At 69.1% G+C, this 13,955-nt stretch carries 12 protein-coding genes; 9 read left to right on the top strand and 3 right to left on the bottom strand.

What is annotated here, in order from left to right; all coding sequences use genetic code 11:
* The first annotated feature begins 79 nt into the window (after positions 1–79).
* The 3 genes from ileS to sigJ all read left to right on the top strand — a co-directional run bounded on the left by ileS (position 80) and on the right by sigJ (position 5,519).
* Positions 80–3,283: an isoleucine--tRNA ligase gene (gene ileS / locus GONAM_RS17825; protein ID WP_006868155.1), complete on the top strand. Its 3,204-nt coding sequence runs from the start codon at positions 80–82 to the stop codon at positions 3,281–3,283.
* Between the two features lie 86 nt (positions 3,284–3,369).
* Positions 3,370–4,572 carry an NAD(P)/FAD-dependent oxidoreductase gene (locus GONAM_RS17830; protein WP_006868156.1) on the top strand — a complete coding sequence of 401 codons (1,203 nt, stop codon included), beginning with the start codon at positions 3,370–3,372 and terminating at the stop codon, positions 4,570–4,572.
* A gap of 29 nt (positions 4,573–4,601) precedes the next feature.
* Positions 4,602–5,519 (top strand): RNA polymerase sigma factor SigJ, encoded by a 918-nt coding sequence (sigJ, locus tag GONAM_RS17835; protein ID WP_006868157.1) that lies wholly within the window; start codon positions 4,602–4,604, stop codon positions 5,517–5,519.
* A gap of 127 nt (positions 5,520–5,646) precedes the next feature.
* On the opposite strand, the gene GONAM_RS17840 is transcribed toward sigJ, so the two are convergent.
* Positions 5,647–6,342, bottom strand: coding sequence for a TetR/AcrR family transcriptional regulator (locus tag GONAM_RS17840; protein ID WP_006868158.1), 696 nt, complete (start codon positions 6,340–6,342; stop codon positions 5,647–5,649).
* Between the two features lie 119 nt (positions 6,343–6,461).
* Here GONAM_RS17840 and GONAM_RS17845 point away from each other — a divergent pair, with 119 nt between their 5' ends.
* Together GONAM_RS17845 and GONAM_RS17850 are read left to right on the top strand one after the other, a co-directional pair.
* On the top strand, positions 6,462–6,917 hold the full coding sequence (locus GONAM_RS17845; protein ID WP_006868159.1) for a nitroreductase/quinone reductase family protein: 456 nt from the start codon (positions 6,462–6,464) through the stop codon (positions 6,915–6,917).
* A 39-nt stretch (positions 6,918–6,956) separates the two neighbouring features.
* Complete coding sequence (locus tag GONAM_RS17850; RefSeq protein WP_040536858.1) at positions 6,957–8,534, top strand: DNA polymerase IV; 1,578 nt, start codon at positions 6,957–6,959, stop codon at positions 8,532–8,534.
* 25 nt (positions 8,535–8,559) lie between these two features.
* Here the strand turns inward: GONAM_RS17850 and GONAM_RS17855 are convergent, their stop codons facing one another.
* Positions 8,560–9,555, bottom strand: coding sequence for an asparaginase (locus GONAM_RS17855; protein ID WP_006868161.1), 996 nt, complete (start codon positions 9,553–9,555; stop codon positions 8,560–8,562).
* A 189-nt stretch (positions 9,556–9,744) separates the two neighbouring features.
* On the opposite strand from GONAM_RS17855, the gene GONAM_RS17860 reads away from it, so the two are divergent.
* Complete coding sequence (locus GONAM_RS17860) at positions 9,745–10,272, top strand: WKL family lipoprotein (protein WP_006868162.1); 528 nt, start codon at positions 9,745–9,747, stop codon at positions 10,270–10,272.
* 37 nt (positions 10,273–10,309) lie between these two features.
* On the opposite strand, the gene GONAM_RS17865 is transcribed toward GONAM_RS17860, so the two are convergent.
* Positions 10,310–11,254 (bottom strand): hypothetical protein, encoded by a 945-nt coding sequence (locus GONAM_RS17865; protein ID WP_040536861.1) that lies wholly within the window; start codon positions 11,252–11,254, stop codon positions 10,310–10,312.
* Positions 11,255–11,294: 40 nt separating this feature from the next.
* On the opposite strand from GONAM_RS17865, the gene lspA reads away from it, so the two are divergent.
* The 3 genes from lspA to GONAM_RS17880 all read left to right on the top strand — a co-directional run.
* On the top strand, positions 11,295–11,945 hold the full coding sequence (gene lspA / locus GONAM_RS17870) for a signal peptidase II (RefSeq protein WP_006868164.1): 651 nt from the start codon (positions 11,295–11,297) through the stop codon (positions 11,943–11,945).
* On the top strand, positions 11,938–12,864 hold the full coding sequence (locus GONAM_RS17875) for an RluA family pseudouridine synthase (protein WP_006868165.1): 927 nt from the start codon (positions 11,938–11,940) through the stop codon (positions 12,862–12,864). The genes lspA and GONAM_RS17875 overlap by 8 nt, the downstream gene beginning before the upstream one ends.
* Before the next feature lie 88 nt (positions 12,865–12,952).
* Positions 12,953–13,955, top strand: a 1,003-nt coding sequence (locus GONAM_RS17880; RefSeq protein WP_006868166.1) for a serine/threonine-protein kinase, incomplete at its 3' end; no start/stop codon positions are given.

Below are 13,955 nucleotides of genomic sequence, written 5' to 3' on the forward strand. Positions count from 1 at the left end.
GCGGGGTGGTACCGCGCAGACCTTCCGGTGTGCGTCCCCGTGCCGAGGAGAGACATCACCAGGCACGAGGAGACGAGCCGTGACCGACACGAACGAGACGGGCGCGAACGCGACCGGACGTGTGTACCCCAAGGTCGACATGACGGGTGGGACGGGCCGCAGCGCGCCCGATTTCCCATCCGTGGAGCAGAACGTCCTGCAGTACTGGGATGCCGACTCGACCTTCGCCGCGTCCATCGCCAACCGTGCCGACGCCGAGGAATTCGTCTTCTACGACGGCCCGCCCTTCGCCAACGGCCTCCCGCACTACGGCCATCTCCTGACCGGCTACGTCAAGGATGTGGTACCCCGGTACCAGACCATGCGCGGCAAGAAGGTCGATCGCCGATTCGGTTGGGACACACACGGTCTGCCCGCCGAACTCGAGGCCGAACGCCAGCTCGGGATCACCGACAAGTCGGAGATCGAGAAGATGGGCATGGAGAAGTTCAACGAGTACTGCCGTGACTCGGTTCTCCGCTACACCGGCGAGTGGCGCGACTACGTGACCCGTCAGGCGCGCTGGGTGGACTTCGACAACGACTACAAGACGCTCGACCTCGACTTCATGGAGTCGGTCATGTGGGCGTTCAAGGCCCTCTACGACAAGGGTCTGATCTACCAGGGCTACCGCGTGCTGCCCTACAGCTGGTACGAGCAGACGCCGCTGTCCAACCAGGAGTCGAAGCTCGACGACGCCTACCGCATGCGCCAGGACCCGGCGGTGACCGTGCGGATGCCGCTCTCGGTGCCAGAGGGGCCGCTCGCCTCGCTCGACGGCGTCAATGCGCTGATCTGGACCACCACGCCCTGGACCCTGCCGTCCAACCTCGCGATCGCGGTCAACCCCGAGGTCACCTACGTGCACGTCAAGGCCGCCGACGGTCAGCAATACCTGCTGGCCGAGGCACTGCTGGGCGCGTACGCCAAGGAGATCGCCGAACCCGAGGTCGTCGGCACCCACCTGGGCAAGGACCTCGAGAACCTCTCCTACACACCGCCGTTCGAATTCTTCGTCGGACATCCGAACTCTCACCGCGTGCTGCTCGGCGACTACGTCACCACCGAGAGCGGCACCGGCGTCGTCCACCTCGCGCCGGCCTTCGGTGAAGAGGACATGGACCTCGCGACCGCCAACGGCATCGAGGTCGTGCAGCCACTCGATCCGGGCGGCCGCTTCACCTCGCAGGTCCCGCCGTACGAGGGGCAGATGGTCTTCGACGCCAACCCGGTCATCATCAAGGACCTCAAGGCGGCCGGCCGTATCCTGCGCCACGAGACCATCGAGCACTCCTACCCGCACTCGTGGCGGTCGGGACAGCCGTTGATCTACATGGCCGTGCCGTCGTGGTTCGTGGCCGTCACCCAGTTCCGCGACCGCATGGTGGAGCTGAACAAGCAGATCACCTGGGTGCCCGAACACATCCGCGACGGCCAGTTCGGCAAGTGGCTGGAGGGTGCGCGCGACTGGAACATCAGCCGCAACCGCTACTGGGGTGCGCCGATCCCGGTATGGATCTCCGACGACCCGGAGTACCCGCGCATCGATGTCTACGGTTCGCTCGACGAACTCGAGCGCGACTTCGGCGTGCGCCCGGACAACCTGCACCGGCCGTTCATCGACGATCTCACCCGCCCGAACCCGGACGACCCGACCGGGCAGTCGACGATGCGTCGCGTGCCCGAAGTTCTCGACTGCTGGTTCGAGTCCGGGTCGATGCCGTACGCCCAGGTGCACTACCCGTTCGAGAACCGCGACTGGTTCGACGGTGGGGACTCGGCCTCGGCAGTGGCGCACAACCCGGGCGACTTCATCGTCGAGTACAACGGTCAGACGCGCGGCTGGTTTTACACCATGCACGTGCTCGCGACCGCGCTCTTCGACCGTCCTGCCTTCAAAACCGTTGCCGCACACGGAATCGTGCTGGGCGATGACGGCCAGAAGATGTCCAAGTCAAAGCGCAACTACCCGGACGTCAACGAGGTCTTCGACCGCGACGGCTCCGACGCGATGCGCTGGTTCCTGATGGCCTCGCCGATCCTGCGCGGCGGCAACCTCGTCGTCACCGAGCGTGGCATCCGCGAGGGTGTCCGTCAGGCGCTGCTGCCGTTGTGGAACGCCTACAGCTTCCTGCAGCTCTACGCAGATCGCCCGGCGACCTGGCGGACCGACTCGCAGAACGTCCTGGACCGCTACATCCTGGCGAAGCTCGCCACCACGCGCGAGGTGATGACCGAGGCGCTCGACACCTACGACATCGCCGGTGCGTGCGATGCGTTCCGTGAGTTCGTCGAGTCGCTGACCAACTGGTACGTGCGCCGCTCGCGTGCACGGTTCTGGGCCGGCCAGGATGAGGACACCGACGCCTTCGACACCCTGTACACCGTGCTCGAGGTGGCGTCGCGGCTCGCGTCGCCGCTGCTGCCGCTGGCGACCGAGGCCATCTGGCGCGGACTCACCGGTGGCCGTTCGGTGCACCTGACCGACTGGCCGACTGCCGACGAGCTCCCGGCCGACGCCGACCTGGTCGCGGCGATGGACGAGGTCCAGGCGGTCTGTTCGGTCGCGTCGAGCGTGCGCAAGGCCAACAAGCTGCGCGTCCGCCTGCCGCTGCCCGGTCTGACCGTGGCCTCGCCGACCGCGGCCGCACTCGAGCCGTACGTCGACCTGGTCAAGGACGAGATGAACGTCAAGTCCGTCTCGCTCGCGACCGACGCCAGCGAGTACGGCCGCTACGAGATCGCGGTCAACGCCCGCGCCGCGGGCCCGCGCCTGGGCAAGGACGTCCAGCGCGCGATCAAGGCCGTGAAGTCCGGCAACTGGTCGGTGGAGACGAACGCCGACGGCGCGGAGGTCGTCGTCGCCGACGGCATCGAACTCCAGCACGGCGAGTACAGCCGCAAGCTGGTGGCGGTCGAACCGGACTCCACCGCCGAGCTGCCCGGTGGCAAGGGTCTCGTCGTGCTCGACACCACGGTGACCCCCGAGCTCGAGGCCGAGGGCTGGGCCAAGGACCGCGTGCGCGAACTGCAGGATGCGCGCCGCAACCTCGACCTGGACGTCTCCGACCGCATCGCGGTGCGCCTCGTCGTACCGGCCGAGCGTCTGGAATGGGCACAGACCCACGCCGACCTCGTCGCCGGCGAGGTCCTCGCCGTGGAGTTCGACGTCACCGCCGAAGGTGCGCCGGGAGCCATCGAGCTCGGCGACGGCGTCACCGCCGACGTCGCAAAGGTCGGCTGACCAGCGATCTCGCGCTGACTGTCACATTTCTGCCGCCGTCGGTGTCTCGAGGATGACCACCTCGAACACCGACGGAAGGCAGATCGATGAGCACCACCGACACCACGCAGGAAATCCAGACAGTCGAGCGGACGCACGTGGTCGTCCTCGGCGCCGGTTACGCGGGGGCGATGGCGGCCAACCGGCTGCGGCGCAACCCCGCCGTCGACGTCACGGTCGTCAACCCGCAACCGTTCTTCGTCCAGCGGATCCGGTTGCACCAGTTCATCGCGCGGACCGGTGAACCGCAGACCTCATTCGACGACGTGCTCGGCGACGGCATCGACGTCGTCGTCGGCACCGCGACGCGGATCGATGCCGATGCGCGGCGGGTACATCTCGGGTCGGGGGAGCACCTCGACTACGACTACCTGATCTACGCCATCGGCAGCCGGCATCATCTCCCGGACATCCCGGGCGCGGCCGACCATGCCCTGTCGGCCTCGGACTGGGCTGCGGCACAGCACCTCCGGGAACGCATCGACGCCCTGGAGCCCGGTGCGCCGGTGGTCGTCGTCGGCGGCGGCCTCACCGGTGTGGAGCTCGCCGGCGAACTCGCCGAACGCGGCTTCGCGGTGACGCTCGCCGGTGGCGGTGTCGTCGCTCCGTCGGTCGGTGAACGCGGCCATCGGGCGACCCTCCGGCAACTCGGTCGACTCGGCGTCGACGTGCTCGAAGACGCTCGGGTCACCGATGTGGCGGCCTCGCGGGTCCTCATCGAGACCGAGGGGCGCGAACAGGTGTTGCCCAGCGCGGCAACGGTCTTCGCCACCGGCTTCCAGGCCCCGGCGCTCGCCGCGGACAGTGGGCTGACGACCGACGGGATCGGCCGTCTGCAGACCGATGACAGCCTCACGAGCGTCGACGACGATCGGATCCTCGGCGCCGGGGACGCGGTTGCGGTCCAGGGCCTCACTCTGCGGATGAGTTGCCAGGCGGCGGAACCCCTCGGGGCACAGGTCGCCGAGGCCGTGCTCGCCCGGATCGCCGGCGACCGGCCGATCCCCGTCGACCAGGCCTTCGTCGCACAGTGCACGAGCATCGGGCGCCACACGGCCACCCTGCAATTCACCCGGCGGGACGACTCGCCCGCGCGGGCGGTGGTGACGGGTCGTCTCGCGGCTCTGGCCAAGGAGGTGGTGTGCCGCGGTACCGTGTGGAACATCCGCCGCGAGGCCGCGCACCCGGGCGCATTCAGCTGGTTGCGCGGTCGCGAGGTGACCGCCGAGCGTGAGCCGGTTCTGCAGTGACCGGTTCGCCGACGAGAGGCAGGGCTCCGGTGAGCAGCAGCGGTTCAGAGACGAGTGGGAACGACCGGCGGGCAGCACGTTTCGCCGAGTTGCGGCCGCTGCTGTTCACCGTCGCCTATGAGATCGTGGGGACCGCGGCCGACGCGGACGACGTGCTCCAGGACAGTTACCTGCGGTGGGCCGAGGTCGACGACACCGAGATCGCCGACACCAAGGCGTATCTCGCGAAGATCGTCACCCGCCAGGCACTCAACGTGCTGAGGTCACGGTCGCGGCGACGCGAGGATTACGTCGGACCGTGGCTGCCCGAACCGATCCTGACAGACGAGCGGGACCTCGCCGACGATGTGGTTCTCGCGGAGTCGGTGTCGACGGCGATGCTGATCGTGCTGGAGTCGCTGAGTCCGGACGAGCGCGCGGTGTTCGTGCTGCGCGAGGTGTTCGGCTTCTCCTACAACGAGGTCGGCGACATGCTCGCCAAGCCGGCGGCCACTGTGCGCCAGATCGGGCACCGCGCCCGGAACCACGTCGAGGCGCGTCGCCCCCGGTTCGACCCGGTGGATTCCGAACGTGCGGTCGCGGTGGTCGACGCGTTCCTCTCGGCCGCGCAGTCCGGCGACGTCGAGGGCCTGTTGACGATGCTCGCACCGGAGGTCGAGTTCACCGCCGACAGCGACGGCAAGGTGACGGCGGTACGCCACCCGATCCACGGTGCGCTGGCCGTGGCCCGGCTGCTGACGGGATTCGCCCGGCTCGGCCGGGACATGGACTACCGACTCGAACCGGCGGTCTACAACAACCAGTCCGGCGTGGCGATCTACATCGACGGCCGGCTCGAGGGCACGTTCACCCTCCACATCGTCGACGGCGTCATCGAGCAGATCTACGCCATGCGCAACCCGGACAAGCTGGCCGGACTGGAGGAACCGCGCACTGTCGCGCGGTGAACTCGCGCTCCCTGAGGTGCGAGGAGCGATAGCCGCCGGGCTGAGTAGCGACGAAGGAGCGTATCGAAGTCGACGAGCCTCGAAGGTCCGGCGACCTGAAATCTTCAGCAGTGCAAGCGGATTGGCATCAGCTCCGGAACAACCCCGACAACGTCAGTTCGATCTGCGACCGGAACAGGTCGGCGGAATGGGTGAAGGTGTCCTTGCCGTATTGGCCGAAGGTCTCCAGGCTGATCGCGCCGACGAGGACCGCCCAGAGGGTCGTCGACGCGGCCATGACGTCGTCCGGGGCGTCGATGCCGAACTCGTCGCGGATGCCGGCCATGTCGCCGACGACCCCGGTTGTGGGAGTGGGTAGGTCGTCGCGCAACAGTTCCTCGGACCAGGCGGCCGCGCACTCCCGCAGGAGCAGTGCCGGGATGCGTGTGCCCGGCACCATCGTCTCCTCGCCCGGCGCGGCATAGCCGGGTACCGGGCTGCCGTAGAGGAGTGCCCACCGGGCCGGGTCGGCGAGTGCCCAGTTCCGGGCGGCCTCCGCAGCGGCGAGCAACCGCTCCCGGCGGTGGCCTTCCTCGACGGCCGCGACCGCTGCGTCGATGGCGTCGCCGACGTCGTTGTACGCCTCCACGAGCAGCATCGTCAGCAGGTCGTCGCGGCTGGGGACGTAGCGGTAGACGGCCGAGGACACCACGCCCATCTCGCGGGCGATCGCGCGCAGTGACAGTCCGGCCGCGCCATGCGTGGCCAGATGCTTGCGCGCCAGTCTGCGGATCTCGTCGGTCATCATCGCGCGGTTCTCCGCGCGGCTTCGTCCGGTTGCCATGGGTCGATCCTTCCATATTTCGAGAGCACTGCTCTTGATTTCTTGTGCGAGTGGGTGCAGACTCGAAAACGAGAGCGGTGCTCTCGATAATCTTCCACCATCACGAAAGGCCCACCACGATGACCGGCACGACCCACTACCGCGCTCCCGAGGGATTCGACAACGTCTTCAACCGCACCGTCCGCTGGCTCGCAGACCACGGTGTCAACCTCGCCGGTGCGCAGAATCTCACCGTCCCGGGCCGTCGGACCGGCAAGCTACAGACCGTCCCGGTCAACGTCCTCCGATTCGACGGCGGGGAGTACCTCGTCTCGCCGCGCGGCAACACCCAGTGGGCCCGGAACGCACGCGCTGCCGACACCGTCGAACTCCGGCGCGGACGCCGTCGGACCGTGGTGGCCCTCACCGAGGTCGACCCCGACCGGCGCCCGCCGATCATTGCCGAGTACCTGCGCAAGTGGGGCTGGGAGGTCGGCCGCTTCCTGCCGGAGGGGCTCGACGCCAAGCCGTCCGACGCCGACCTCGCCGCACATGCCGGATCGATCCCGGTCTTCGCGATCAGGTCCGCCGACTAGCCGATCTCCGCACCGCGTCGGCTCACTAGACTCGGACAGGTGGTGCGCCCGGATTCTGACTCGACGATCGCGGACGGTTCATCCGTACCCGAACGGTGGGTGTCCGGCGGCGCTGGAACGAGCGGGGGATCGGGCCGTGCGCCGGCCGGCGCCGACTCCGAACGCGGCGCACGCTGGGTGATGCACCTCGACATGGATGCCTTCTTCGCCTCGGTCGAACAGCTCACCCGTCCGACGCTGCGCGGTCGTCCGGTGCTCGTGGGCGGTTCGGGCGGTCGGGGAGTGGTGGCAGGGGCCAGCTACGAGGCCCGAGTGTTCGGGGCGAGGTCGGCGATGCCGATGCATCAGGCCCGACGCCTCATCGGCCCCACCGGCGTCGTGGTGCCCCCGCGCGGCGCGGTCTACGGCAAGGTCAGCAAGCGGGTGTTCCGCATTGTGCGCGAAGCAGTTCCGGTGATCGAGACACTGTCCTTCGACGAGGCGTTCGCCGAACCGGCCGAACTCGCCGGGGCGACCGTGGCGCAGGCGCGGGAGTTCGCCGAGGAGGTGCGCGGCCGCATCCGCACCGAGTGCGGACTTGCCGCGTCGGTTGGATTCGGCAGCGGCAAGCAGCTCGCCAAGATCGCCTCGGGGATGGCGAAACCCGATGGCGTGATGGTGATCCCGCCGTCGGGCGAGATCGAGTTCCTGCACGGGCTGCCGGTACGCAAACTGTGGGGCATCGGTCCGGTCTCGGGTGATCGCCTCGCACGACTGGGAATCGACACCATCGGAGACCTCGCGCGGATGTCGACGGTCGAGGTCGCGTCGGTGCTCGGCGCCACCGTCGGACCTGCACTGCATCGGCTCGCCCAGGGCATCGACGACCGGCCCGTCGCCGAACGCGCCTCGGCCAAACAGATCAGCGCCGAATCGACCTTCGCCGAGGACATCGTCGACCTCGACGAACTGCGCAAGGCGATCCGCAAGGCCGCCACCGACGCGCATCGCCGGCTGCTCAAGGACGGGCGCGGCGCGCGCACGGTGGTGCTGAAGCTCAAACGTTCGGACATGTCGATCCTCACCAGGTCGGCGACCACCGCAGCCGCCACCACCGACTTCGACGACCTCGAGCGCACCGCCCAGCGCCTCGCGCTCGATCCGCGCACGGTCGGGGCGATTCGTCTTGTGGGCGTGGGGTTCTCCGGCCTCAGTGCGGTGCAGCAGTACGCGCTGTTCGACGACCTCGACGCCGCGCCGGACGAGACGACCCACCACGACACCGCATCCGCGGGTGGCGAGGCGGGATCGTCGTCGCACGCGGGCGGCATCGTGGAGGTGTCGGAGACGGTGCACGATCCGACCGTCGACACCGAGTCGCCCGAACCCGTGCGCTTCGCCCCGGGCGGTGATCCGCAGAGCCGCACGCCGTTCGCGCCGGGCGCCGACGTGACCCACCCCGAGTTCGGTCACGGCTGGGTGCAGGGGAGCGGGCACGGCGTCGTCACCGTCCGCTTCGAGACGCGCACCACCGGGCCCGGGCGCACCCGCACCTTCGGCGTCGAGGATGCCGACCTACGTCCCGCCGATCCGCTCGACAGTCTCGAATGGGATCTCGGCGCCGACGACGACGATTAGGTGTCTCGGAATCGTCTGTGCGACTTCACTTCCCGGATTCGGAGAAGAACTCGGTGACCGTTTCGCGACTCGCCCTCGCGGTGAGCAGCGCGATCAGTGCCATGCGGGCCTGCGGCGCACGCAGCCACGGCGAGACGATCGCGCCCGCGCGATGCAGATCGACGGCACCGCCACCGCCGCCGTAGGTCGCCGACACCTCGCCGTAGGGCACCCGGCTCGTCACCACGACGGTCACGCCGTGGGCGACGGCGAGCGCGACCTCGGCGGTGATGTCGGGGTGGGTGTTCCCCGAACCCGTCGCGGCCAGCACGATGCCCGCGGCGTTCTGCGCGACCGCGGCCGCGATCAATCCGGGGGACACCCCGGGGTACAACGCGAAGAGGTCGACCCGGGCGGTCCGCCCGAGCGGGATGCCGTCGGTCAGCACCGGACGCGGCAGGTCGGTGCGCACCGAGTCGAAGGCCACCGCGTCCGACGTCGACACCTTGAACAGTCCGCGCGCCGGGAGGACGCGACCGCCGGCGACCACCAGGACGCCGTGACCCCGGTTTCCGGGATCGCGGACCGCGGCCAATGCGGCCGCCAGGTTGATCGGACCGTCCGCATCGGGTCGGTCGGCCGGCAACTGGGCCCCGGTGAACACGACCGGCCGCTCGTCGGTGCAGTACAGATCGGCGAGGAACGCCGTCTCCTCCATCGTGTCGGTGCCGTGGGTGACCACGACCCCGGCGACCTCCGTGTCGTCGAGGGCGTCGGCGATCGCCCGCACCACCGCGAACTGGTCGGCCACGGTCATCGCCGAACTGTCCACCGACATCAGGTCGACGGTGCGGACAGCATGTGTCCCGGTGTTCCCGGCCCCGGCCCCGGCGTCCACGGCTCCGGTGTTCGATGCCGCCGACAGCAGGTCATCGGCGCCGAGCGCGGGAACGGCACCGTCGGTCGTGGTCTGGGCGGCGATGGTGCCGCCGGTGGTGATCAGCACGGTTGTCGGCGAGCCGGGCGGGGGAGAAGCGGACATGGTCGTCAAGCCTCACGGCAGGCAGCCCGGGCGTCAAGCGTCGTCGCCGCGGCGTGGAACCCGGATCATCCGGTTACGTTTGGCATAGTGGTGTGGGTTGTCGCCGGGGCCGCCCCGGCAGACCCCATCGGCGAGTCATGGGAGAGCGCCCCGGCGCACCCACGTCCACAGACATAGTGAGGGAGATCGTTGAAGTATCGGAAGTTTCTTGGCGCGACCATGATCGCGGCCGCATTGATGACCGGTGTCGCAGCCTGCGGTGGCGACGACAGCGACGCACCGCCCGTCCCGACCGCGACCAGCACCGCTGATGCCGGTGCCGCCGGCGGCGACACCGAATCCGAGATCACCAACGGCAGCAAGCCGCCGTCGATCGCCGCTCTCAACGAGCTGGTGGACACCGCCGTCGACCCGAAGATCCCGAGCAAGGACAAGATCGTCCTCGTCGAGGGTTCGGAGAAGGACCCGGCCATCTTCGACCAGCTGGTCAAGGCCCGCGCGGAGAACTCCGACGTCGACTGGGTCCTGGTGAACCCGGTCATCAGCGCCGGCCCGAACAAGGCCCGCGTCAAGGTCCGCATCGAGACTGCCGGCAACCCGCCGACCAACGCCGAGTCGACCATCGTCTTCGACGACGGTCGTTGGAAGCTGTCCCAGGAGACCGTGTGCAACCTGCTCGGCCTGTACCAGGTCAAGAGCCCCATGTGCGCCGCCTAGTCGTACCGACTCGATAGACCGGGAAGCCGGGTTGTCCTCACCGCCAGGTGACGGACAACCCGGTTTTCTGTACCAGGGGGCGGGACGGATCGGCCCCGACGAGCTCGCGCGCACCGGTGTATGTCAGCTGACCACCGACCGGCAGTCCGCGCGAGAGGTCGATCTCGACGCTGCCGCCGCCCTCGGAACTGAATCGGCTGATGGTGAGGGTGTCGCTGCCGCCCGGGATGGCGAAGACCGAGTTCACCGGGGTCTCCTCGGCGGAGAACTGGATGGTGAGACGGTTGCCGTCCCAGGCCGACAACCGGGCGTCGATGGTCTGGGTGACAGTTGCGGCCGCCGAGATGACGCGTTCGGTGCGCCACCGCGCGCCCACCGCGATCGGCTCGGTCGGCAGTGCGATCGAGGTGTTCAACGCCGTCACCAGGGACTGTTCGACGGCGAGGCGCGCTTCCTGCCCCGCCTGCTCGGGAGGGGCGAGACGCAACGCCACCGGCGCGAGTCCGGGGCCGGTGGTCAGTCCGGCCTTTGTGCCCGTCATCGCCGGCAACTGCGCGTTGAGGGATGCGTCCGGAGACGTCACGGTGCCCAGTTCGAGTTCCAGCTCCGATTTCTCGGCGCACGAGAACCGCGCCGTCATCGGGGTCTCGACGGTCTCGGCATCGGACGAACCCGGTGAGGCGACATCGGAGGTCGTCACCAGCGTCACGGTCTGCGCGGACGAGGTGTCGGGAGCGGGAGCGGCCACGCGGCGCTCACCCTCACCCGCGTCGACCAAGGTGACCGTGGCCCCAGCGATCGGCACCGGCGCCGCGCCGGCCGCTCGTGACGGCGATTCGTTCGCGCAACCGGCGACCGTCGCCGAGCTGGCGCCCGCAGCGTCGTCGGACTCTGACGAGCACCCTGCGACCAGCACGGACACCGCCGTGACGACAGCGCACGAGGAGACAACGGACCGGAGGACACGACGATGCGAGGACACGGGTAGCCAGCGTATTCGACGGGTCGTGGACAATGAGGCTGTGGATGACCAACCCCTGACGGATTCCGGCAACGCGGATCCGCACGGCGCCGAATCTCCGGACGCCGACCGCGATCGAGTCCGGTCGGACGACGCGACCCCCGCACGACGCTTCTCCAAGATGACCGCGGCTGTCCTCGGCGTCGCGCTCGTCGTGATCGGGCTGGACCTGCTGACCAAGGTCGTCGCCGTCGCGACGCTCGACCCGCAGCGTCCGATCGAGATCATCGGCGACGTCGTCACCCTGCGGCTCGTGCGCAACAGCGGGGCCGCCTTCTCGCTGGCCTCCGGGTACACGTGGGTGCTGACGATCATCGCGCTGGTCGTCGTGGCCGTCATCATCCGCTACAGCAGCAGGCTGAAGTCCTGGGGCTGGGCGGTCGGCCTGGCACTCGTGCTCGGCGGTGCGATCGGCAACCTGATCGACCGCGTCTTCCGGGCCCCGGAACCCCTGCAGGGCCACGTCGTCGATTTCATCTCGGTCGGCTGGTGGCCGGTCTTCAACATCGCCGACTCGGCGGTCGTCTGCGGGGCGATCCTCCTCGTGGTGCTCTCGGCGCTGGGATTCGACTACGACGGCAGCCGCACCGGGTGGGCCGCCCGCCGGAACAAGCACGACAACAGCGAAGACGGGGGCAGTACCCATGCGTGAATCACGTGTCGTACCGGTACCCGACGGACTCGACGGCATGCGCGTCGACGCCGGTGTCTCCCGAATGCTGGGCCTGTCGCGGACGGTCGTGGCGACCCTCGCCGAGGAGGGTGACGTCATGGTTGACGGCGTCGTCGTCGGCAAGTCGCACAAGCTCGCGGCGGGGACCCTCCTGCACGTCACACTGCCCGAGCCGGACGAGCCGCTGCGGGTCGAGCCGACCCCGGTCGAGGATCTCGAGGTCATCTACCACGACTCCGACATCGTCGTCGTCGACAAGCCGGTCGGCGTGGCCGCGCATCCGTCGCTCGGCTGGAGCGGACCCACCGTCATCGGCGCGCTGGCCGCCGCCGGCTTCCGGATCTCGACCTCCGGTGCTCATGAGCGGCAGGGGATCGTCCACCGGCTCGACGTCGGGACGTCCGGTGTCATGGTCGTCGCCGTGTCCGAACGCGCCTACACGCTGCTGAAGCGGGCGTTCAAGCAGCGGACCGTCCACAAGGGCTACCACGCCCTCGTCCAGGGGCATCTCGATCCGCCGTCGGGCACCATCGACGCGCCGATCGGCCGCCACCGCGGCAACGACTGGAAGTTCGCGGTGACCGCGAACGGCAAGCCGAGCATCACCCATTACGACACCCTCGAGATGTTCGCCGCGGCGTCGTTGATCGACGTCCATCTCGAAACCGGTCGCACACACCAGATCCGCGTCCATTTCTCGGCCTTGCATCACCCGTGCTGCGGTGACCCGACCTACGGTGCCGATCCGGTCCTGGCGAAGAAACTCGGTCTCGAACGGCAGTGGCTGCACGCGCGGACACTGCGTTTCGCGCACCCCGCAGACGGCCGCACGGTCGAGTTCAGTTCGGAGTACCCCGAGGATCTCCAGCACGCCCTCGACGTGCTGCGCGACACCTGACCGACTTGCCGGATCGCGCCGGTGGGGGACGGCATTCGTTCGGTCGTCAACCGGCGACATCACCGTGCAACTCGCCTAGATTGAGAGGGTGTTCGAGCCTGGAACGGTGATCGCCGGGTACCGCGTCGAGCGGCTCCTCGGCAGCGGCGGGATGGGTGCTGTCTTCCTCGCCCGGCACCCCGAGCTCCCCAGGTACGACGCCCTGAAAGTCCTGAAGGACTCGGCGGGCTTGACCGACAACAACTTTCGACGCCGGTTCCTCCGGGAGGCCGAGGTGGCGGCGACGCTGGACCACCCCAACATCGTCACCGTCTTCAATCGTGGCCGGGCGACCGTGCTCGTCGCGTCGAGATCCGGTCAGTCCGACCTGCTCTGGATCGCGATGCAGTACGTGCCGGGCACCGACTGTGCCCGCGAACTGCACGACATCGGACGGTTCACGCCGCCTCGGGTCGCGCACATCGTGTCGCAGGTCGCTCGCGGTATCGACCACGCCAACCGGCGCGGCCTCACCCATCGCGACGTCAAACCCGGAAACATCCTGCTCGCCGAGGTCGACGAGGACTCGCCGGTCGACGAGCAGCGGGTGCTGCTGACCGACTTCGGCGTCGCCAAGATCTCCGACGAGACCGAGGCCCTGACGTCGGTCGGCACCGTGCTCGCGACCCTGTCCTACGCCTCACCCGAACAGCTCATGGGGCGGACGCTCGACGGCCGCAGCGACCAGTACTCCCTGGCGGCGTCCACCTTCCATCTGCTCACCGGCCGGGTGCCGTTCGACGACCGCGACACCGGGGCGGTCATCGGCGCGCATCTCGAGGAGCCGGTGCCGCGGGCGTCCGAACTCGTACCCGGGCTGCCGCCGGCGGTCGACGCGGTGATCTCGAGGGCGATGGCGAAGACGCCGGAAGAGCGGTTCGCGACCTGTCGCGAGTTCGCCCAGGCGCTGACGGCGAGTGTCCGGCCCGTGCAACCGCCGCCGGTACCCGACGCCGAGGCCGTCACGGTACGCGGACCCTCGCCCCGCCCGGTCTCACGGAACCATCCCGCCCCGCTGCCGGCGACCCGTCGGCCGGGGCCGCCCCCGTCTC

This window comes from Gordonia namibiensis NBRC 108229, from assembly GCF_000298235.1.
Lineage (GTDB): Bacteria > Actinomycetota > Actinomycetes > Mycobacteriales > Mycobacteriaceae > Gordonia > Gordonia namibiensis.